Genomic DNA, 20,676 nt, shown 5'->3' with positions numbered 1-20,676 from the left:
CCCCGATAGTGAGCGGCCGCCCGGCGGGGTTGGGTTTTTGGGAGTTTTCCGATGGTGTCAGCGCGCGGCGGCTACCGCGTAGGGACGACGTTCGGTCCCTACGAGTTGCGGTCGCTCATCGGGGTCGGCGGCATGGGCGAGGTGTACCGGGCCTACGACACGGCGCGGGACCGCATGGTCGCGCTCAAGCTGCTGCGGCCTGAGCTCGCCGCTGACCCGAGCTATCAGGAGAGGTTCCGCCGGGAGTCGCGGGTGGCCGCGCGGCTGCAGGAGCCGCACGTCATCCCGGTGCACGACTGGGGCGACATCGGCGGTGTGCTCTTCATCGACATGCGGTTGGTCGAGGGGGCGAACCTGAAGTCGCTGTTGGCGAGAACGGGTCCGCTGGAACCGGCGCGGGCGGTGTCGATTGTCGAGCAGGTGGCGGCGGCACTGGACGCCGCGCACGCCGACGGTCTGGTACACCGCGACATCAAGCCGGAGAACATCCTGCTGACCGCCACCGACTTCACGTACCTCGCCGATTTCGGGATCGCGCATGGAGCCGGAGATGCGGGGCTGACCAACACCGGGCTGGCGATCGGGTCGTCGGCGTACATGGCGCCGGAGCGGTTCAACGGCGGACGGGTGGGCCCGCGCGCCGACATCTATTCGCTGACCTGTGTGCTCTACGAATGCCTGACCGGCCGGCCGCCGTTCGAGGGAGAGCTCAGTCAGCTGCTGAGCGCGCACCTGCTGACGGCGCCGCCCCGGCCGAGCCTGGTTCGGCCGGGTCTCAGCCGCGCGTTCGACGACGTGATCGCACGCGGCATGGCGAAAGACCCGGCGGCGCGCTTCGCGTCGGCGGGAGAGCTGGCGGCCGCGGCAAAAGCTGCCGTGAGTGCGCCGCCGGCCGCTTCGAAGCCCAGTGAACCGCAGAAGACACGGCAGTTCCCGGCGCAGTGGCCCAACCCTGTCGGGACCGGCTACATCCCGTACGCGCAACTGCCTGTCACGCCGCAGCGGAGGCGCGCAATGGGACCGCTGCAACTGCTGTTGGCGGGGGCCGCTGCGGGGTTGCTGCTGGTGGCGTTGGTGGTGGCATTGTGGTTGGTGTTCAAGGGGACTCAGGACGCGGCGGTGCCCTCGGCGGCGCCGTTGACGACGACGGAACCGTCGCCGACGACGTCTGTGACCACGACTACCCGGGCGACGACGACCACGTCGCGTCCGTCGTCGACGACACCGAGCTCGACGTCGCGTGCACCCACCAATGTGGCCGGCACCGACGCGCAGGGCTTCGTGGGATCGGCCGCACGCTGCAATTCCGGCGATCCCGTCGCGGCGATGGCGCGCACCGACAAGTCGGTTCTCGTGGTGTGCCAGGGCAGCTCGGGCACTTACTACTACCGCGGGCAGCGGCTCAGCGACGGGGCGAGCATCGAGCTGTCCAACGCCAGGCGATCGGCGGGCGGGTGGGACGTGGTCAATCCGGCCGACGGCACCCGATATGTGATCCGGCCGGACCAGTTGACGATCACCAACGGCCGAGCGTCCGAGGTGGAACCGATGGTGCAGTACGCGTCCAGTTAGATGGCGCGGCCGGCCTCGCTATCGTGAGCTCGCATGACGGCCACCACCACAGCCGCGCCGCGATCGACCCCGGCCGAGACGCGCCGGGCGATCTGGAACACGGTCAGGGGTTCGTCGGGCAACCTCGTCGAGTGGTACGACGTGTACGTCTACACGGTGTTCGCGCCGTACTTCGAATACAAGTTCTTCGACGAGGCCGACAAGAACTCGACGGTCTACATCTACGCGATCTTCGCGGTGACGTTCGTGACGCGGCCGATCGGGTCGTGGTTCTTCGGCCGGTTCGCCGACCGCCACGGCCGCCGGGCGGCGTTGACGTTCAGTGTGTCGCTGATGGCGGCTTGCTCGCTGGTGGTGGCGCTGGTGCCGTCGCGGGACGTGATCGGTGCGGCGGCGCCGGTGATCCTGATCCTGTGCCGGCTGGTCCAAGGGTTCGCGACGGGCGGAGAGTACGGCACATCGGCGACGTACATGTCGGAGGCGGCGACCCGCGAACGGCGGGGCTTCTTCTCGTCGTTTCAGTACGTGACGCTGGTGGGCGGTCACGTGCTGGCGCAGTTCACGCTGCTGGTGGTGCTGGCCGTGTTCGACGACGCGCAGGTACACGAATTCGGTTGGCGCATAGGCTTTGCCGTAGGCGGCGTCGCGGCAGTGGTGGTGTTCTGGCTGCGGCGCACGATGGACGAATCGCTCCCGGAGTCGCATCTGGCGGCGATAGCGGCCGGCCGGGACCGGGCGTCAGGGTCGCTGCGCGAGTTGTTCACGCGCTATTGGAAGCCGCTGCTGTTGTGCTTTTTGATCACGCTGGGCGGCACGGTGGCGTTCTACACGTACAGCGTCAACGCGCCGGCGATGGTCAAGGCCGCGTACAAGAACCAAGCGATGACGGCGACGTGGATCAACCTGGCAGGGCTGGTGTTCCTGATGGCGCTGCAGCCGCTGGGCGGACTGCTCAGCGACAAGGTGGGCCGCAAGCCGCTGCTGTTGTGGTTCGGGTTCGGCGGGCTGGTGTACACCTACGTGCTGATCACCTACTTACCTCGCACGCATTCGGCCGCAACGACTTTCGCACTGGTGGCGCTCGGTTATGTGATCTTGACCGGGTACACGTCGATCAACGCGGTGGTGAAGGCGGAGCTGTTCCCGGCGCACATCCGGGCGCTCGGTGTGGGGTTGGGATACGCGCTGGCGAACTCGTTGGTCGGTGGGACCGCGCCGGCCATCTACCAGGCGCTCAAGGCCCGCGATCAGGTGCCGCTGTTCATCGTCTACGTGACCGTGTGCATCGCGGTGTCGTTGGTGGTCTATCTGTTCTGTTTGAGGAACAAGGCTGAGACGTACCTGGATCGGGAGCAGGGCGGCGCTTTCGAGCCACGACGTGGTGCGCGGTGACACGATAGGGGCGTGCGGGTCGGCATGAACGCCAGGGCACGAGCCGTTGGTGCGATCGTGATTGCGATTGCTGCGGCGTCGTCGTGCGCCTCTCCCGTACACGATGACGACAGCCATCAGGCTCAGGTGATTCCGGCGCCTGCGGCTGCGGTGCCGACGACCACGCCGGTTCTGGCTCCCACGCCGGACTTGCCGGTGGTGTCCAAGCTCATCAACGATGCGATTGCGGCCCGTCGGCTGCCCGGGGCGGTGGTGGTGATCGGGCACGACGGCCATGTGGTCTTCCACCAGGCGTACGGCGTGCGCAAGCTCGCCGGCGAGCAGGGGCTCGACGGATTGCCCTCTGCCGCAGAGCAAATGACGGAGGACACGATCTTCGACGTGGCGTCGTTGACCAAGCCGCTGGCAACGGCGACGGCCGTCATGCAGCTCTACGAAAAGGGTGTCGTCGGCGTCGACGATCCGGTCGAACGGTACTTGCCGGAGTTCAACCCCACGCACGATCCGGTTCGGGCGAAGGTGACGGTGCGCATGTTGCTCACGCACACGTCAGGCGAACCGGGAGACGTCGATCTCAGAGACCCGTGGGGACTGGCGAGTCCCGACAAAGCAGAAGGCATTCGTCGTGCGCTCACCGCGCCGCTGCAATCGGCTCCGGGTCGAGGGTTCAGCTACTCCGACATCAACTTCATCCTGCTGGGTGCGCTGGTGGAAAAGGTCAGCGGAGAACCGGAGGACGACTACGTCCAGGCGAATGTGTTTGTGCCGCTTGGCATGCGGGACACTCGTTACCTCCCGTTGGCGAAAGCGTGTGGGCCGCATGGCGTAAGGGGAGCCGCGGTGGCATGGGATCCGCATGGTGAGGCAGCCAAGGCGGGTACGTGGAATGCCGAGGTGTTGCCGCGGATCGCGCCGACGGCGCTTGACGAGGAAAGCAGGACCGATCCGAGCAAGAACCCGGACATCGATCACCTACTGCGGGGCACGGTGCATGACCCGACGGCGCGGCGCATGGGGGGAGTGGCGGGCCATGCGGGGGTGTTCTCGACGGCTCGTGACGTGAGCGTGTACGCGCAGAGTCTGCTCGACCGGTTGGCGGGGCGTCCGAGTGAATTCCCTTTGGCGCAGGCGACTTTGGAGGTGATGACGACGCCGCAGCAGCCCGGGCATACTGCTGGCCAACTGCAGGGGGCGCAAGAGGCGGCGCGAGCAGCCGGTGTCAAGGCGCCGCACTACCCGGCCGTCAGGGGGCAGAACCTGCGCGGCTTCGGATGGGACATCGACACGAGCCACTCCAAGCCGCGCGGCGTGCTGTTTCCCGTTGGGAGCTTTGGCCATACGGGGTTCACCGGAACGATGCTGTGGATGGACCCGGGCTCGGACACATACGTCGTGCTGTTGACAAACGCCATCCACGTGCGCGGCAGTACGCCGATCTCGGATCTGCAAGCCGCTGTTTCGACGGCGGCAGCGCAGGCGTTGGGTCTTTATGGCGCACCGTCGGCTACACCGCCGGGGCGGTGACGGCCGTGCGGAAGGCGTTGTCTAGCCCTGCGCTTCGACGGCGACCGGTTGCCATTGCTCCCAGGTCTTGAGGCGATTCTCGTAGTCGGCCTTTGCGATTTGGAGCGGCAGCTCGCCGAAGAAGACCCGCAGGGGTGGCTCCTCGGCGTCGACCACTTTGAGCAGGGCGGCCGCGGATGCTCTGGGATCACCGGGTTTAGCGGCGCGCTGACTGCGTTGGCGCTCGGCTTCTTCCTTGATCTGGTCATAGTCGGGGAGTGGCCGGGCGTGCTTGGACGACGGTCCGGCCCAGTCGGTGGCGAAGCCGCCCGGTTCGATCAGCGTGACGTGAATGCCGAACGGCTTCACTTCGGCGGCCAGAGCTTGGGACAGCCCTTCGAGCGCCCACTTGGAGGCGTGGTAGATCCCGACGTTGGGGAAGGCGCTGATGCCGCCGATCGACGAGACCTGGATGATGTGGCCGCTGCGTTGCTCACGAAGGAAGGGCAGCGCCGCTTGGGTGATCCACAGGGCGCCAAAGAAATTCGTCTCGATCTGGTCGCGGGCTTCCTGCTCGGAAAGCTCTTCGACGAAGCCGAATTGGCCGTAGCCGGCGTTGTTGACGACGATGTCGAGGCGGCCGAAGTGATCGTGGGCCTGCTTGACGGCGGCGAAGTCGGCGGCGCGGTCGGTGACGTCGAGCTGGATCGGCAGCAGCGCGTCGCCGTATTTGTCGGCGAGGTCGTTGAGCGTCGAGGTGTCGCGGGCGGTGGCGGCGACCTTGTCGCCGCGGTCGAGTGCTGCGATCGCCCATTCCCGGCCGAAGCCGCGGGAGGTGCCGGTGATGAACCAAACTTTGTCAGACAACGGTGAACCCTTTCGCTTGCTACGACAGGTTCCAAGGCGTCTCGGCGCGCTGGCATTCCCGGGTGTGGCTGTGAGTTTTTCTGGGCTCAGCTCTTGGCTGCGCGCAGGATGCCCGCCGCGCGGTCTCGTGGCACGACTACGTTCGCACTATGAGAGCTGTGCTCGTGCGGGTGGTCATGAGCGCGCCGCTGTCCACCCTGTGGTTGTTGGTGTTATTCGTGACGACGCGGATTCAGCGGTCGGCGGGGAAGTGGCGAGCGCGGCGGATTCAGAAGCGGCATTCGACGAACTTGTGGCAGCTGCACAGGGAGCCGTCGCGGGTGTTGGTGACGAGTCTATTCTGGCTCGACGAGCGCAAGTGGTGGCCGTACGTTCCGGTGTTCGCGGCGATCGTGGCACCTGCGGAGCGCCTATTGCGTCCTGCGCGTTGGTTTTTCATCGGGCTTGCGGCGCATGTGATCGGCACGTATGCGGGGCAGGGTTACCTGCGATGGTCGATCAGGGACGGTCGAGCGCCCAGGCGGCTGGTCAATGCCCGCGACGTGGGCGTGAGCTATTTCGTGTTCGGCGTGGCAGGAGCGTCGACGGCATATGTGGTGCCGCCGTGGCGGTTGGGGGCGCAGGTGGCCACGCTCGTCGCGTTGGTGGTCAATCTCGCAGTGCGGCCGACGTTTACGGAGGTGGGGCATCTGATGGCGTTTATCGTTGGGTTGGTGGCAGGTCGGTTGGTTCCTGCTCGGCCGCGAGATTCAGGTGTGGAAGCCACCATAGTCTGCACTGGGGTACGGGCCGAGCTCCAGCCGCACAAAGGCTAAATGCGATCGCCGATCATTAACTGAGAAGTTGCGCCCGCTACAGACGAGCCTGCGCTTGGGCCTCCATTTGCTCGGATCAATGTCGACATTAGCGCAAGAGCCTTGTGGCGCGGAGCATCAGCGGAGGTGCTTCTTGCCGCTGAACTCCTGAGAATTGCCGGGCGCGATAGCTATGCATGGCTTTGTGCTTTGCCAGCGTCTGGAGCACTGTCACGGCGCCTCTTTTGGGCGATGCTGGGGCACCGCCCGGCCAGGAAGCCATACCATGCCAGAGCCCACCTACCTCCTTGAGTCGGGGGTGTCGGGGCCCCGGCTGATCCGCCGCAGAAACTCTTGGTCGTCGTCGGGGCCGACTATCCGAGTCGCTGAAGATTTGTTGGCAGTTCTATACACCCTCACGCCGATGCAAATGAGCACGGCGAGAATGGCCAGGAGCACTAGATAGATCATGCCAACCTCCTGGTGCGAGGATACGCCTGATCAACAAGACCACGGGACCACCGGAAGCGGTATAGGCGTGACGACGCTGGTCACTTGACTCAGGTGGTGCAGCCTCGCCACTTGATCCGACGATTGGGCACGGCAACGGTGTGTTGCCCCCCGGCGCGAGCCGTGCTGTGGCAGAATACCGCGCGTGGGCGACGAGCGAGAAGTTGCCGGTGCTCAGTGGCCGTACCGCTTACCGAAGGACGATCCTCGGCATGGGACCGTAAACGGCTACGGCAATTTGGCTTGTCGCTGTCCCGCCTGCCGAGCGGCAGCTACTGAACAGCATCGTCGATACATAGCTCGCGTGCGCGCCGAAGGCCGAGTCCTGAGCCAGCACGGGACTGAGACCGCATACGCGTCTGGCTGTCGCTGCGACGTATGTCGGGAGGAGCACAACAAGCGCAGTCGTGACTATAAACGCCGTCGCGCTGAAGAGTGGAACCGCAGCAAGACGAGGGGCGTCTAAATGGTTGGTATGACAGATGAAATCGTAGAAGTCATAAAGAAATTGGCTGCTGAGCGAGAGTCATTCACGAGCGATGATTTGCGGCCGCTCCTCCCCGAGGGCGCGACCACAAGGCAAATTCCTGCAGCAGTGGGTAAAGCCCGTCGCCAGGGCTTGGTTGAGGAGGTTGATCGTGTTCACTCCGTAATACCCGAACGAAAAGGAAGCCTCGTTCCGGTTCTTAGGCGACCAGGCTCCGGCCTCGCGCTCGTTGCATCGTCGACGCCCGGAGCGCTTTCGATTGCGCTGAGAGATGCAGAGGAGAATCTCGTCTCGAAGTCGGCCAAGGAGTTGGACTCGCTGAGGCGGCACCTCGAGCAAGTTGGTTACATCATCGGCATCGAGGAGCTGGCTTCGATTCTGCTCCTGTTGGCAAGCCGCGGTTGGCTGATACTTTCGGGGCCAAGCGGGACCGGCAAATCAAGTCTCGTGCGGCACGTCTGCGCCGCATTCGGCGGCAGCTTTCACGATGTCCAGGTCAAGCCGAACTGGGTGTCATCAGAGGACAGCCTTGGCTACTACTCGGAGATAGCGCAGACATTCGTACCAGGCGTTCTATTGACGGCATTGAGTGCAGGTCAAGAGACGCCCGAACAACTTCGCTTCGTCAGGTTGGACGAGATGAATCTCGCGCCTCCCGAGTACTACTTGGCCGAAGTCCTTAGTGCTGCAGAAGAATGGCATAAGGCTGAGGATGGTCGCTACTGGAGCACGAAGGTGCAGCTTCCCCCGGCGCCGTCCGATGCCAAGATCCCAGAGGTGCGCATCGCAGATCGCGTCTACCTTGTGGGCACCGTCAACATCGATGAAACCACTCGGACTTTAAGTCCGAAGGTCCTCGACCGGGCCGCAGTGTACGACCTGCACTATGTAGACCTTTTCGCGGCGCCAGCCGAGGGAAGCGACGGCGACCAGAAGGATTCCATTGCCCCGCCCGATTTGCCGAATCTCTTCGCATTGCTTACCGATCGCCCTCGGTCGCTAAGCGATAGTCGGTATGAAGCGGAACACCTTGAAGCCGTTGCGACTCTTCTTTCCGCACTCATGGACATCGCCGCCCCCCTTGGGGGGCCGATCGGTTATCGCCAAAGAGATGCTTTAGTTACCCTTGTAGCTTTGGCCGAACGCCATGGCCTCGACTCTGTGCTGCCCAGAGACAGCGTCATTGATGTTGGTCTCCGGACATGTGTCATGCCGAAGTGGCAGGGGTCGACTCCTGGCGCAGCTCTTGCGCTTAGACGAGCGCTGGCTGTTCTCCTTGAATTTGACGTGTCGGAGGATGCTTCGATTGAGTCGCTAAGGCCTCAAGTCGCGGTCAGTCGTTATCCCCGTTCCGCTGAGCGGCTTCTGGCGATGCTCGAGCAGTACAGCGAACTGGGGTATTTCAGCGCATGGTAAAAGGAACATCGCTTATTTCTGTCCGCGTGGACGATTACACCCTTACCGCCGTACTGGTCGAGAGCCCGCCACGCCATGACCGATCAGAAGCAACACACGTGAGCTTCGCTTGGGACGGCAAGGAAGCAGCTTTGGTTGATGTAATGGGCACCTCCCTAGGGTCGGTTGCCGCTGCAAGATACCCACTAACACGCCCATTACTAGGGGAGAACTCACGGATAGCGGTTTATTTGACAGGCCCGCAAGCTACCATTATCACTACTTCACCGAGGTCGGATTCTGCTTCAGAAATAGTGCGCCACCACAATCTTCAACACATTGAAATCAAGTACCGCGGTGCCGTTGGAGAAGTGTCCTGGAGATGGGACACACCGATTGGAGCGATGACGATACGGCTGGAGTGCTTTCCGACGAAGATTGATTATAAACGCGATTTTGAAGCCATTCGAACCGAACTAGAGAAGCTGGCACCCACCCTAGCCGCATCGCCCACGGGCGCGGCAGGCGCTGGCTACGAATCACATACCGAGCGGCAGGAGACGGACCTGGAATGGTTAGAACTGGTTCGCAGATCTGCTAAGAGACTCTCCGAATCGATGGAACGACTCTTACCGCGCCTCAGGCGGCAGCTCGAGACCTCGAGTGAAATTGTGATGGCCGACCGACTGCGAGGAGCGAAACCAGTGTCTCGCCGCGCATATGGAACAATTGCCAGTCAACGAAGCGCCATGCAAGCGTACACATTACGGCAGGGGGAATCGACACCTATTAACGGCTATCTTCGCTGGGAGGTCGATCGTCTATGGTCGATGGCGCGATCAGTCGTGTCTGCCGACTGGTTCAGCAAAATTGACCCAAACCTTGCCGTGCCTGTTCGCATGCTCGCACAAGCCGCTGAGAACTGGCGGCTGCGGCTCATCGGAATCATGCCGGTTCACCATGTGCCGAGTCTCAAGGTGCGGCTACGCGACCCGCTGTATGAGAAGGCATTTCGAGATATGCGATTCCTATGGCTAGCACTTCAACCACTCCGGGATTCCGAGCCAGTCGGGCTGAAAGATCTACCGACTATGTACGAGTACTGGGTTTTCCTTAGGATCACACAGATCCTGAAGAATCGCTTTCCCGAGGTCATAAAGAACAGTGGCCCTCTTATCAAGCGGGCGGGAAGCCAGCTTGTGATGACGGCAGGCAGCAGGTCAACGGTGATTCTCGCGGACGCGTCCGGTCGGCGGATCAAATGTCAATACCGGCGTCTGTTTCTCGGCCTACCCACTACCGACCAGGAGCCAGACGCGGTCATCGAAATAGTAGAAGATGGAGCTAAGTTCTTGATCATTGATGCGAAGTACCGCCTCGGTCAGGATCATTCATATTTGGCGCGATACGGCATCCCGGGGCCGCTCGCTGCCGATGTCAACGTATTGCACCGCTACCGCGACGCCATTGTCAGCAAAGAGCCGCCACATGTGCGGTTGGCCCACGCTGGGTTGATCGCCTTTCCCGGTGTCGAAAAGGAAAAGTACCGCTACCACCGCTTCTACATAAGCTGGTTGTCGGTGGGCGTTGGTGGAATACCGATGCTTCCCTCCGGCACTGCGCTGATGGAGGAAGCGATAAATGATTACTTGGACAAGCGCCTGGAGGGAACAGTCGCATGAAGATGCGCATCGTGGATTTGTTCGCGGGATGCGGCGGACTGTCTCACGGCTTCGTGCGTACCGGGAAGTATGAGGTCGTACTCGCTACTGACATCGACGCCCAGGCTCTAGACACCTTCGCCCACAATCACGCGAAGGAAGGCAACTATCCCATGCTGGTTGCGGGAGATATAGCTGCTCTGGCGCCTCGACAATTTAAAGAACGGCTTGAGCCGTTGGCCTTAGACGCAAAGGGCTCGCTTGATGTGCTTGTCGGAGGGCCACCGTGTGAAGGTTTCAGCCAGAACCTGAGCAACGGTGTGCGTCTCGCAGACGGCAGCGTCCTGTACACACGTAATCCACTCGACAGCCGGGACCCAAGGAATACGCTATTTAGGTACTACTTGAACCTCGTCGACACCTTGAGGCCACGAGGGGTTGTCATCGAAAATGTGCCTCAGATGGTCACGTCGCACGGCGGCAAGACAATAGCTGAAATTGCGCGTCGCCTGCGTGGAATGGGTTACAATGTTCAGTGGTCAGTGTTGAACGCTGCGGATTATGGAGTGCCCCAAGTAAGGAGAAGAGCATTCGTCGTCGGGGTTCAGAGAGATTTGCGCCCCTTCGAGTGGCCTGAACCGACTCATAAGCGCGCCAGAGCCGCTTCGAATTCCCTCTCACAAAGCAGCCTCGCTCCTTATGTAACTGTTCGCGATGCGATTAGCGACCTTCCTCCCGCTGCCCCACGTGAGGTCGGACGGCGCCCCGTAACAAACTATCGTCCGACCGTCGCGGGTTATGCGCTTGCAATGCGCAGCGACATAGGCACTCCAATGAACCACGTAGCGAGAATCCCTTCAGAACGAGTCCTTAACCGCCTAAGAGCGATGAAACCTGGCATGATCGCGTCCGACCTGCCAGACCACCTCAAGACTAAGTCGGCCTACTACAACAGTTACGGCCGATTGAGCTGGGACGCGCCAGCAAAGACGATTACGAAGAGCTGTAACTACCTCGGCTCGGGGTGTTTCGGCCATCCCGTCGAAGACCGCGGGATCACGATGCGGGAGGCGGCGCGTCTTCAAAGTTTTGACGATGACTTTGATTTCCTTAGCAAGTCTGAGCCACATGTGGCGAAGATGATTGGGTCAGCAGTTCCGCCCCTCTTGTCGAGACACATTGCTGAAAGCCTGGCGAAGTCGTTGGAAAGTTGATTGAAGATGCTCGATTGGTGGAGATTCGACGACTCTCGCCGCCCCAACCAGTGAATGCGCCACATTTGGCTGCAATAGAACGCGTACATTTCTACGCTTCACCGGCTGAATGGCATCACCAACCGGGCTGAAGATTAGGTTCTTTGAACATGGGATTGTCCCACTTCGTTCGTCGAACGAGTCGACGTGTTAGATGCTTAAAATCCCGACTTCGGACAATTTAGTGTGCATCGCTGCGGTTGATCTTGGTGATGGCTTCGCGGCAGGTCATCGGGTAGCGGGTCAACGGCGGTCAGGATTTGTCTGCCAGCTTTGATCTGTACGGTGCGGTAGCGCCGTGCTGTTCGCACGAATTTCTTTATGCTCCAGCTGGTTTGGGTCTCGATGTAGTGGCTGACGGCTAGGGCGGCGAACACGATGGTTAGGTGAGCGTCGATGGATTCGCGCTTGTGGTGATAAATGGGTCTGGCCTGGAGATCGTGTTGGGACATTCGGAAGCTCTTCTCGATGCGCCACCGCTGGTTGCAGGCCACGATGATGAACTCCGGTGTCTGTTCGACGAGGTTGGTCGTGTAGCCCTTGAACCCGGCTAGGGCGCGGGCCTTGGCCTCCAGCTCACGGTTGACGGTCTTGGTGGCGCCGGTGAGCTTGATGAATCGGTTGCGTTTGACCGGGGCTCGTCCGTCGACGGCCCTCTCGGCTTTGGCGACTTGCTCGGCGATGCCGCGGAGCGTGCGCCGGGCCCGGTCGTGGCGGTATTGGTAGTACACGACGCGATCGGGGATACCGCGGGTCTTCTCGCTGCTGGTCGCCGGCCAGGGTTGGATGAAGATCTGCCATCGTCGATGTCTTGATCGGGATGCTTGTCGCGCCATTCGCGCACCACATCGGGCACGAACGGGATCCGGGTGCCGATGATGAACGACAATCGCGAGGCTTTCAGCGCGATCTGATTGGCTTCAGAGATCATGCCGCATCGGCGACGACGATGACATCGCTGAGATTGTGGGCGGCCTTGAACGCGTTGATCACTGGCAGCATGGTCGCGGTCTCGGCTTTGTTGCCCTCGAACGCTTCGACGGCCAGTGGGAATCCCGACGCATCGGTGAGCAGCCCGAGGGTGATCTGCGGCTCCAGCCGGCGTTTCTTGGAGAATCCCGGTTCACGGAACCCGTCAGCGGCATCGGTTTCGAAGTACAACGTCGAGACGTCGTAGAGCACCAGCGACGTGGGACCTAGTCCGGCGCGGGCGGCGCATGCCGCTGACAGTGCTTGGCGTACAGCAGGTTTAGCGAATTTCGGCAAGCGACGTGTGACAGTGCAGTAGTCGACGGTATCGATGCCGATTTCGGCGAGCACGCGCAGCGAGTCCGCCTTGCTGGTCGGCTCGATGATGCGGGCCCACACCAGATCCCGGAACACCGCGTCGCCGCCGGTGGCCGCGTCGAAGCCGAGCTCCTGATAGGCCGCGCACAACGATTCCCACAGCGGGGGGTCGACTTCGTCGAGACGACCTCCAACGGATCACCATCAACATCGGCGGTGCCCAGCCCGAGATCAAGGGTGGTTTGGCCCTCGGCCAGCCGCTGCCGCGCCGCGGCTTTGAGCGCTTCGACCTCACCGTCGTCGTGCGCTGAGCCCAGATGCGCGATATTGCGCGACCCACGACGGGTCGATCACACGATCTGCGCCGCTGTGGCCCCCGAGGCGGTCTTCACGGTGCGCACATAGGCCACGACAGGACCCTAGAGCCCCCACTTTAGTGTGCAAATACTGGCCCCAGCCCCACAGAATTCGCTGCCTGCTCAAAGCCCTGCACGACAGCGCAATGCCAGAAAATGTCCTAAGTCAGGTATGAACATGGGATTGTCCTACTGCGTTCGTCGAACGAGTCGACGTGTTAGATGCTTAAAATATGTCCTGTGACTACCCTGTCGTAAGCCTCGATAAGCTAGGCCGGGTGCTGCAGTCAACGGTGACTCGTATGCAGTTTGTGATAAGTGACGGAGTGCGCTGCCAACTAGGACCCTCAATTTCTCCGATCGTCATTTGTCATCTATGGCCTTCACCTTGTTGGGATTCGCGCCGCGCACCACATTGACGATGCTGTTAGCGATTCGAGCAGGATCGTCGTGCTCCCAGAATCGAAAGACAGTCCATCCCAGTTCTCTCAATTGTTGATCAGTTTCGCAGTCTCGCCTCGCATTGCCCTCAATTTTGGAGGACCAATAATCCGAATTGGATGAGGGCAGACGCATGTGTTGAGGGCATCCATGCCAGAAGCAGCCGTCCAGGAATACCGCGATTCGCACTCGTGAAAACACGAGGTCCGCCCTGCGATTAACAGCGCGTTCTGGTTTTGAATCCACTCGATAGCGTAGCCCTGCCGCATGGACCAGCCGCCGAACGGCAAGTTCGGGAGCGGTGTCACGACGACGGTTCCCTTGCATCGCGGCGCGGGCGGCTGGAGATGAAGCCCAAGAGTTCGTCACGGCGGAAACTCCAGATGTAGTCAATGCGAGCCGACGAACCCAGCGTATCCTTCTGCATCGGCAGGTTTGGTGCCGGTAGGTTCCTCGTCTGCGTTCTACTCCGGTTGGCCAAGTATGGGTACGACCTGCTGGGCAACATCACCAGAGCACGCAAGTGTGCTCGTTATCGGCAGGGTCGATGCCGGCCGCGAAATCGATTGAGACACGGTAGTTCTGGACTGACGGCTGTCGGATGAAGTCCGCGGGCATTGAAGCATGCGCGACAACTAGCATCCGGCCGCTTCGCCGCCGCAGCCGTCTTGGTTCAGCTCTTGCTGAGCGAGGGTGATGTCGATGCCGCTTGGGAGGCGGCGGACCGCTACGGTCCCGGCTGGGCATGGCGGGAACTGGCCGACCGAGGCGCCGAAGCTCGGCCCGTCGACGCAGCAGCAGCTCGAGGTGTATCTAAGGTACCCCGACTCCAAGCTGTATCCAGACATCGCCGCGAGACTGGCGACCATTGCCAAACTGTACGAAGAGGCGGTCGCAGCGCCGATCTCGCGTCGTTCATCGCGCAGATCCGCGAGGAGTACGGCCGCCGACCCGCCCTGATGAAAGCACTGAGCGCGAAGGGACTCTGAACGGCGCAGGCCGCATGTCACCGCCCATGCGTAGCCTCCGCGCCATGACTAACAAGCGACGGCCTAGGCGGCCGAAGAACCGCAACCCGGATACCTCCGCCGACACGACGCTCACCGGCATATTGCGCCGTGCCCTGGCCAGGGGGCATCCCCTTGGTCTGCTGAGTGTGGCCAGCTGGTTCGTTTACCGGGCGAAATCAAAACCGTTGCGCGAAGAGATCTATCTGGATCGGGTCCTGACCGGCCTCATGGGTATGCGGAACCGGGAGACCATGGCGCTACTGGCCGTGATCGCCGAGCTTCTCGTCGACGAGCCCGCCGCGCAGGCGCGATGTCGGCAGGAGCTGGCTGAACGAGACGAGCACCTGCCGCGATGGATCAGCGCTCTGCCCCAGATCGCGGCGTATCAGGCGGTGCGCAAAACGCATGTGCTCGGCGACGTCGACGAACTCGTGATCGGTACGCGACTGGGCCGGCACGAGCTGACTGTCGCGGTCCTCATCGACCACAACAAATTTTCGACTGTCGTCGATGCATGCGCTGTGCCGGATTCGGTCGAGGAAGCTCTTGCACGGGTGGCCGAGTCCAGCAGCGACACCAACGTCGTCGAAATGAGCCTCGCCGATGCCCGGGTGTGGATCGAAGAAGCACTCAGCAAGCCGATGCTCGCACCGGAAACCGAAACCTGGCCGCTTTACCGAGCACTGGTTCAGTGGCTGGTAACTCGGCTACCCGAAGGCGGTGAGCATCGGTCACCGGCCATGGATTGGAAGATGACCGAGGAGCTGTGCGACAGGTTCTTCGCTACCAGTTCGGCAGCGCCGTTCGCCGACCCTAGCCATCGGGAGCTGCTGCTGGAGCTCCTCGAGACTGGTACGGGTGACCCATTGCGGTGGAGCACGACGCGTGTCGAACAGGCGATCGGCGGCACGCCCTACATCGACGACAACATTCCGCTAGAGGTCATGCTGGACGTTCCCGACCTGTTACGCGCGTACATCCCATACGCTCACGCGCAGAGCGGGATTCGGGACGAACTGACGTCACGAGCACTCGCAGTGATCGATGCGCTGAGGACGAGCTACAAGCGTGAGCTTCTGATGCACGCGCAGCGCTGGAGTCTCGACGACGCTGTCTAGTTCCACCTGAGAGCGGCAAGGAGCCGAGCCGGAAAATTGGCTCTCATCGGTACCATGATCCCATGGAGGGAGTCATCGATTCGCAAGGTCGAGTCGCTTTACCCAAGCACCTGCGTGATGCGTTGGGTCTGGCTGCCGGCACGAAGGTCGATATTTCTGCACACGGCGGTGGACTGCAGATCGTCCCGGGAAAGCGAACCGCACGACTCGAGCGGGATGAAGATGGACGCCTGGTAGCCAGGGCCGACACGGTGGTCGCTGACGAGATGGTGTTGGCGCTCGTCGATTCCGGGCGGCGCTTACCAAACTGCTGGCCGATGGCTCCGCTCTGACTTTTCGCCCGCAGTCGGTATCGGTCATGGCGGCGGGCTACCTGGCCGCTTCTGTACGCCCTTGATCCGTGACGATCGTCTGAAGCAGGTCGACGATTTGTTGTCGTCCGGCAGTCATGACATCGAACTTCCCGCGCATTTCGGTGAAGCCGTTGTCGACGTGCGTACGAAGGCCGACGAAGTCCTGCCGAAGGGCGTTGAAATTCGCCGTGGTGGCCCGGCGGAAATCGCGTATCTCCCCGCGGAATTCGCTGACGTCACGGTCGGCGGCGCCGGCGAGAACACGAGCGGACGCGGCGTCTTGCTCAGTTGCCCGGACCCGGCCGGCGAGATCGCGCACTTGCTCCTCGAAAGCGCTGACTCGTGGTTCGAGGTCCCCAGAGTCCACGCCGACCACTCTACGTGGGCGTGGGTCCGAGCTGCCGCTTGAACCAGCGACCGGACACCGGTGAGCGTCCTCAGAGGTACATCCCTGCCGGAACCTCGGCCCGGTACCGCCCGCTGCCGACCTCGGCCAATAGCGTTGCGGTGCTGACGCTTCCGTCGTCACCGGCGAGCACCGCGCGGCGGACGACCTCGCGGATGTCGCTGCCGCTTGTCCGTTCCGGCATCGCCGCCACGACCGCTGCTGTGTCGACGTCCCGGCCGCCGGGGATATCGCGGATCAGCGCCGCCAGAATGCGCGCAGCGTCAGCGCGGTTGGGGTGGCCGACCTGGACGACTGAGTCGAACCGCCCGGTCCTGATCGCCGCTTTGTCCAGCGTCGCGGCGTCGTTGGTGGACGCCAGCGTCAGAATGCGGGCATCGACCTTGATGTCCATTGCCTGCAAGAGCTCCGACAATCCCGATCCGCCAGTATTGCGGTCCCGGCACCACAGGTCGACATCCTCCAGCACGATCAGCACTGGACCGCCGAGGCGCTGAGCCTCCTCAACCACAGCGGTGAGCAGCTCGGCACCGGCCTTGGCTTCCACATAGATGACGGTGAATTGGCCGACGACCTCGCGAGCGACGACCGAACTGACCGCTGACTTTCCGGTGCCCGGTGGACCGCACAAAAGCACACCGCGTCGTGCGCCGAGACCGTGTGCGTTGAGTACGACGTGACGGACGCGCACGGCGGTGACACCTAGGTCGACCTCAGTCCACACCTCGTCGGGGACGATCACGGTCTCACGGGTCGCGGTCGACGGTAGGTCGACCACGTCGAACCGCAGTCCGTGCTCGAGGGTGGCGCGCACCGCCTGGCCACGGTACGGGTTCAGCTCATCGGCGCGCGCGGCCAGCCGGTCCAGCACAGCGCGGGCGTGCACCTGGTTGTCGGGCGCCACGTACGCGCTCACTTCGGCGGTGTGGATAACGCTTTCGCGCGCATCGACGTGAATGACGCATCCCGTGACGTCAAGCGTCCCCGCGGGGAAATGCACCCGCAAGCAGAGCGGGTGCCGATGCTGCCGGCCGCCGATCTCGGTCTGCGTCCACGTCGGTGGAGACGTGTACTCGCCCGGACCGATCTCGCAGACGTCAGCGTGCCTGTCGATCCACTCGGCCAGGGCCAGCGGAACGGTCAACCGGGATACGGAATTCAACTCGCGTTCCTCATCCAGGAGGTGGCTAGAGTCCGGGACGCTCAAGCAGCGGGCGGTGAACCTGTCTGCGCTTTCCGCGATTTCCCGTTCGACGACACCCACCAACAGCTCGCCGAGCGCTTGCAGCGCAGGGCGCACATCGGAGTCCAGACCCTCGAGCCACGATTTGACGTCGGTGATCGGTCGGCGGAGCCCGCCATCGCCGGTGGCGGGCTCGGCGGCTGGATCGTTCAAATCTTCGTCGGTCAGAGTCATCGTCAGGTGGTCGTCGGGAAAGGGCAAGTCGAACAGAATTGCACCCGACCGCCACGCCGTCAACTGAGTTATTGCGACTGATAACGGCCAGTCGACCCGACGCGCCTCAGCGGCCAGTCAACTCATCGAGGGCGAATTCCATTGTCGCCGGCTCGTTTACACGAACCATGCCTGCATCGAGTGCCGGGAGCCGCCGATAGGCTTCGCCGTCGAGGCGATAGGCGAGAAATCGTTCGTCTGGCGGTGCGTCGGGATCGATGATCCAGTAATTCTGGATGCCCGCCTGGGCGTACTCGTGCAATTTCATGACATGGTCTGTCCCGCGCGAGCCCGGCGACACGATCTCGACGACGAGCACGACGTCTGCGGCCTGGACCCGGGCGGGCCGCTGCTCGAAAACACGATCAGGAACCACCACAATGTCGGGATCACGGACACTCGGAGGAAACGACGATCGCGTTATCACCTCGATCTCGGGAAGTGCCTCGAGTCCCTCCGGCAGGTGATCTTCGAGGAGGCGGGTTAGCCTTCTGGAAACGCGTTGATGCCAAACGTGCGGCCGCGGCGACATGATGAGAGTCCCTTCGCTGAGCTCCCACCGTCGCGTCGGGTCGAGTTCCAGGGCGTCCCATTGCTCCAGGCTCAGTAGGCCACGCGGGAAGCTCGCAAGGTCGGACACCGCCCGCCTCCTCTCGCCACAGAGCTCGAATATGTGCAGAATACGCGCAACGGCGATCGCGTCGGATTCTGGCGGATGCCACCGACAAGCGATCGTTGCGGCGAATCGAGATGCTTTGCGCGATGCGGTAATGGCGGATACACCGCTGGACATGCGAGGTGGACGCCATACGGGTTGCGAGGCTTTGGCAATCGTCACCGATCTACGACGACGTCGATGGATGCGTTCGTGCCACAGCTGCAGCGAGATTCACCAGACCGTGCGCCGTCAGGCCGGGCCACCCGTGCAGCAGCGTGCGCCAACGCCGGGGAACCGCGCTGGCCCCATAGGCGGCGCCGAGCAACCCGCCCGCGATCGCGGCCACGGTTTCGGTGTCATTCCCCGCGCGCACCGCGGCGTCCAGCGCTAGCCTGAGGTGTTCCGCGGCCACCGGGGGCCGGGGGCGTCCGGCAGAACTGTTCCGCCGGTGACGCCATCGCGGATTGCTGAGTGCGCGTATGCCCGGCTCTTAGCGACAAGCGCGCACTGCACCACGCAATTGTCGCTAAGAGTCGGGCACAACGGTGTTCTCCTCCGACGCCGTTTTCGCGTCTGACCGAGATTACTTGCGACGCAACGCGATCGACTTCGCCACCTCACCATACCGCTCGAACCGCTCAGCATCGCCTAGCGCGTTGTACAACACGAGCCGCGTCGCGACGTCGCCGTACTTCTGAACCAGCGCATCCGCCAAGCCTTCCCACGTCGACTCGGTCGCGAACGTCGCGATGTGCTCGTCACTGACCTGCGCTGCCATCCCCGCGAAGTCGCCCGCCTTCTGCTTCTCGCGGATGCGCGCCGTCGTCCCCTCGAAGCCTGCCTCGTCCCAGATGAACGCATAGTTCGGCGTGCTGCCATAGAAGCTCATGCTGGCCCGCACCGCCTCACGCTCCCGGTGCCGTTCCTCGTCGGTGTCGCCGACGATCGTCATCACCGGCACGATCACCGCGATCTCCGACGCCGATCGACCCGACTTCGCCGCTCCCGCAGCCACATTCGGCACCACATGCCGCGCGATGTACCCCGGCTCGCCCAGCGGATGCACATGCACCCCATCCGCGACCTCACCCGCCATCCGCAGCATCCACGGATTTACCGCTGCCACATCGACTTTCGGGTCCGGTTCGTCTATCGGCCCCGCACTCCACTGCGGCGTGATGAAGTCGAGGTTGTAGAACTCGCCGTGGTGATCGAGCTTGCCGGTCCGGAACGCGCTGAAGCACGCCTTCACCGCCAGCACGTAGTCGCGCAGCCGCGGACCCGGATGCTCGAACTCCACGCCATAGCGCCGCACCACATGCGTGCGCACCTGCGTGCCGATGCCGAGCCGGAACTTGCCGCCCGTCGCCTCCTGCAGCTCCCATGCCGCCGCCGCCGTCACGAACGGACTGCGTGGAAACGCGACCGCGACACCGGTCGACAGCTCCAGGCCCGGCGCCGCCTGCGACGCCACGGCCGCGTTCAGATAAGGCGTCCGACCGGTCTCGGTGAACAGCAGACCCGAGAATCCTGCCTGCTGCGTCCGTCGGGCAAGCCCGCCGATCTGGTTCAACGGCTGCGGAATCGTCATCGCGTCGACCTGCACGGTGGAACAATACGCTCGGGCGGGGGTTTCGCAGGCGCGACGCCAGGGGTACTGGTCGCGCAGGGAGACGAGGGGGTGAGTCACCGTGAAGATCTCGAAGATCGTGGGAAGCGTGGTCGCGGCGGCCATGCTGATCAGCGCCAGTGCGACGGCGCCGGCCTCGGCGACCAGCAACATTCAGCGGTTCGGCGTGCGCGAGACGCTCAAAGACCCGAACGGCACGGAGATCGGCTACACGGTCACGGCGCTTACCCACAGCGCCGACGCCATCCCGTACCCGGTCGCCGGCCAGCTGTACGAAGCGACGGTGACCGCCGAATCGCTAGCCGGCACGGTCACCCCGATGATCGCGTTCTTCAACGCCCGCGCGGAAAACGGCGACAACTACCGCGCGCTCGCCGAAGTCTGGACACCCGACGGTATCGGCGGCGGCCCGTTGCCGCCGGGGGCCAGCACGACGGGCAAGATCTACTTCGACGTCGTCGGCGCCCCGCCCAACAGCGTCGTCTACAACAACGGCTTCGAAGACCTGCTGGGCTGGGTTCCGTAAG

General features: G+C 62.9%; 16 protein-coding genes and 2 pseudogenes. 10 read left to right on the top strand and 8 right to left on the bottom strand.

Features of this window, described 5'->3' with window-relative positions:
* Positions 1–51 precede the first annotated feature (51 nt).
* The 3 genes from AC5Y4C_RS02930 to AC5Y4C_RS02920 are packed head-to-tail and all read left to right on the top strand — an operon-like array spanning position 52 to position 4,488.
* Positions 52–1,572 (top strand): serine/threonine-protein kinase, encoded by a 1,521-nt coding sequence (locus tag AC5Y4C_RS02930; protein WP_499963344.1) that lies wholly within the window; start codon positions 52–54, stop codon positions 1,570–1,572.
* A 33-nt stretch (positions 1,573–1,605) separates the two neighbouring features.
* The gene (locus AC5Y4C_RS02925) at positions 1,606–2,964 is read left to right on the top strand and encodes an MFS transporter (protein ID WP_499963343.1); all 1,359 of its coding nucleotides are present in this window, start codon (positions 1,606–1,608) and stop codon (positions 2,962–2,964) included.
* 24 nt (positions 2,965–2,988) lie between these two features.
* Entirely contained in the window at positions 2,989–4,488 is a 1,500-nt protein-coding gene (locus AC5Y4C_RS02920) for a serine hydrolase domain-containing protein (RefSeq protein WP_499963488.1), read from the top strand.
* A gap of 21 nt (positions 4,489–4,509) precedes the next feature.
* On the opposite strand, the gene AC5Y4C_RS02915 is transcribed toward AC5Y4C_RS02920, so the two are convergent.
* Positions 4,510–5,334, bottom strand: coding sequence for an SDR family oxidoreductase (locus AC5Y4C_RS02915; RefSeq protein ID WP_499963341.1), 825 nt, complete (start codon positions 5,332–5,334; stop codon positions 4,510–4,512).
* Between the two features lie 149 nt (positions 5,335–5,483).
* Between AC5Y4C_RS02915 and AC5Y4C_RS02910 the strand changes: the two genes are divergently transcribed.
* The 4 genes from AC5Y4C_RS02910 to AC5Y4C_RS02895 all read left to right on the top strand — a co-directional run bounded on the left by AC5Y4C_RS02910 (position 5,484) and on the right by AC5Y4C_RS02895 (position 11,395).
* The gene (locus AC5Y4C_RS02910) at positions 5,484–6,149 is read left to right on the top strand and encodes a rhomboid-like protein (protein ID WP_499963339.1); all 666 of its coding nucleotides are present in this window, start codon (positions 5,484–5,486) and stop codon (positions 6,147–6,149) included.
* A gap of 964 nt (positions 6,150–7,113) precedes the next feature.
* Positions 7,114–8,541 carry a DUF8727 domain-containing protein gene (locus AC5Y4C_RS02905; protein WP_499963337.1) on the top strand — a complete coding sequence of 476 codons (1,428 nt, stop codon included), beginning with the start codon at positions 7,114–7,116 and terminating at the stop codon, positions 8,539–8,541.
* Between the two features lie 383 nt (positions 8,542–8,924).
* On the top strand, positions 8,925–10,202 hold the full coding sequence (locus AC5Y4C_RS02900) for a DUF2357 domain-containing protein (protein ID WP_499963335.1): 1,278 nt from the start codon (positions 8,925–8,927) through the stop codon (positions 10,200–10,202).
* Positions 10,199–11,395: a DNA cytosine methyltransferase gene (locus AC5Y4C_RS02895; protein ID WP_499963333.1), complete on the top strand. Its 1,197-nt coding sequence runs from the start codon at positions 10,199–10,201 to the stop codon at positions 11,393–11,395. The genes AC5Y4C_RS02900 and AC5Y4C_RS02895 overlap by 4 nt, the downstream gene beginning before the upstream one ends.
* A gap of 220 nt (positions 11,396–11,615) precedes the next feature.
* On the opposite strand, the pseudogene AC5Y4C_RS02890 reads toward AC5Y4C_RS02895, so the two are convergent.
* Together AC5Y4C_RS02890 and AC5Y4C_RS02885 are read right to left on the bottom strand one after the other, a co-directional pair.
* Positions 11,616–13,047: pseudogene (locus AC5Y4C_RS02890) on the bottom strand (IS1634 family transposase).
* Between the two features lie 393 nt (positions 13,048–13,440).
* A complete protein-coding gene (locus AC5Y4C_RS02885; protein ID WP_499963331.1) occupies positions 13,441–13,887 on the bottom strand; it encodes a very short patch repair endonuclease in 447 nt (148 codons plus the stop codon).
* A gap of 664 nt (positions 13,888–14,551) precedes the next feature.
* Here AC5Y4C_RS02885 and AC5Y4C_RS02880 point away from each other — a divergent pair.
* Together AC5Y4C_RS02880 and AC5Y4C_RS02875 are read left to right on the top strand one after the other, a co-directional pair.
* Positions 14,552–15,646, top strand: coding sequence for a hypothetical protein (locus AC5Y4C_RS02880; RefSeq protein WP_499963329.1), 1,095 nt, complete (start codon positions 14,552–14,554; stop codon positions 15,644–15,646).
* A gap of 62 nt (positions 15,647–15,708) precedes the next feature.
* Positions 15,709–15,978, top strand: coding sequence for an AbrB/MazE/SpoVT family DNA-binding domain-containing protein (locus tag AC5Y4C_RS02875; protein WP_499963328.1), 270 nt, complete (start codon positions 15,709–15,711; stop codon positions 15,976–15,978).
* A gap of 37 nt (positions 15,979–16,015) precedes the next feature.
* On the opposite strand, the gene AC5Y4C_RS02870 is transcribed toward AC5Y4C_RS02875, so the two are convergent.
* From AC5Y4C_RS02870 to AC5Y4C_RS02850, 5 genes and pseudogenes are all read right to left on the bottom strand, one after another.
* On the bottom strand, positions 16,016–16,366 hold the full coding sequence (locus AC5Y4C_RS02870) for a hypothetical protein (RefSeq protein ID WP_499963486.1): 351 nt from the start codon (positions 16,364–16,366) through the stop codon (positions 16,016–16,018).
* A 70-nt stretch (positions 16,367–16,436) separates the two neighbouring features.
* Positions 16,437–17,822 (bottom strand): AAA family ATPase, encoded by a 1,386-nt coding sequence (locus tag AC5Y4C_RS02865; RefSeq protein WP_499963484.1) that lies wholly within the window; start codon positions 17,820–17,822, stop codon positions 16,437–16,439.
* A 106-nt stretch (positions 17,823–17,928) separates the two neighbouring features.
* Positions 17,929–18,501: a Uma2 family endonuclease gene (locus tag AC5Y4C_RS02860; RefSeq protein ID WP_499963326.1), complete on the bottom strand. Its 573-nt coding sequence runs from the start codon at positions 18,499–18,501 to the stop codon at positions 17,929–17,931.
* A 226-nt stretch (positions 18,502–18,727) separates the two neighbouring features.
* A pseudogene (locus tag AC5Y4C_RS02855) lies at positions 18,728–18,925 on the bottom strand (ADP-ribosylglycohydrolase family protein); the annotation flags it as partial.
* Between the two features lie 177 nt (positions 18,926–19,102).
* Entirely contained in the window at positions 19,103–20,125 is a 1,023-nt protein-coding gene (locus AC5Y4C_RS02850) for a TIGR03617 family F420-dependent LLM class oxidoreductase (protein WP_499963324.1), read from the bottom strand.
* 85 nt (positions 20,126–20,210) lie between these two features.
* On the opposite strand from AC5Y4C_RS02850, the gene AC5Y4C_RS02845 reads away from it, so the two are divergent.
* Positions 20,211–20,675: a DUF1942 domain-containing protein gene (locus tag AC5Y4C_RS02845; protein ID WP_499906114.1), complete on the top strand. Its 465-nt coding sequence runs from the start codon at positions 20,211–20,213 to the stop codon at positions 20,673–20,675.
* The last annotated feature ends 1 nt before the right edge of the window (position 20,676 follow it).

The sequence above is a fragment of the Mycobacterium sp. NGS35 genome, from assembly GCF_059812855.1.
This window is presented reverse-complemented; position numbering and strand designations above follow the sequence as displayed.

Coding starts and splice junctions, on each gene's coding strand:
- AC5Y4C_RS02880 (WP_499963329.1), top strand. CDS start 14,552: ATGACTAACAAGCGACGGCCTAGGCGGCCGAAGAACCGCAACCCGGAT.
- AC5Y4C_RS02910 (WP_499963339.1), top strand. CDS start 5,484: ATGAGAGCTGTGCTCGTGCGGGTGGTCATGAGCGCGCCGCTGTCCACC.
- AC5Y4C_RS02905 (WP_499963337.1), top strand. CDS start 7,114: ATGACAGATGAAATCGTAGAAGTCATAAAGAAATTGGCTGCTGAGCGA.
- AC5Y4C_RS02895 (WP_499963333.1), top strand. CDS start 10,199: ATGAAGATGCGCATCGTGGATTTGTTCGCGGGATGCGGCGGACTGTCT.
- AC5Y4C_RS02925 (WP_499963343.1), top strand. CDS start 1,606: ATGACGGCCACCACCACAGCCGCGCCGCGATCGACCCCGGCCGAGACG.
- AC5Y4C_RS02865 (WP_499963484.1), bottom strand. CDS start 17,822: ATGACTCTGACCGACGAAGATTTGAACGATCCAGCCGCCGAGCCCGCC.
- AC5Y4C_RS02930 (WP_499963344.1), top strand. CDS start 52: ATGGTGTCAGCGCGCGGCGGCTACCGCGTAGGGACGACGTTCGGTCCC.
- AC5Y4C_RS02920 (WP_499963488.1), top strand. CDS start 2,989: ATGAACGCCAGGGCACGAGCCGTTGGTGCGATCGTGATTGCGATTGCT.
- AC5Y4C_RS02900 (WP_499963335.1), top strand. CDS start 8,925: ATGACGATACGGCTGGAGTGCTTTCCGACGAAGATTGATTATAAACGC.
- AC5Y4C_RS02875 (WP_499963328.1), top strand. CDS start 15,709: ATGGAGGGAGTCATCGATTCGCAAGGTCGAGTCGCTTTACCCAAGCAC.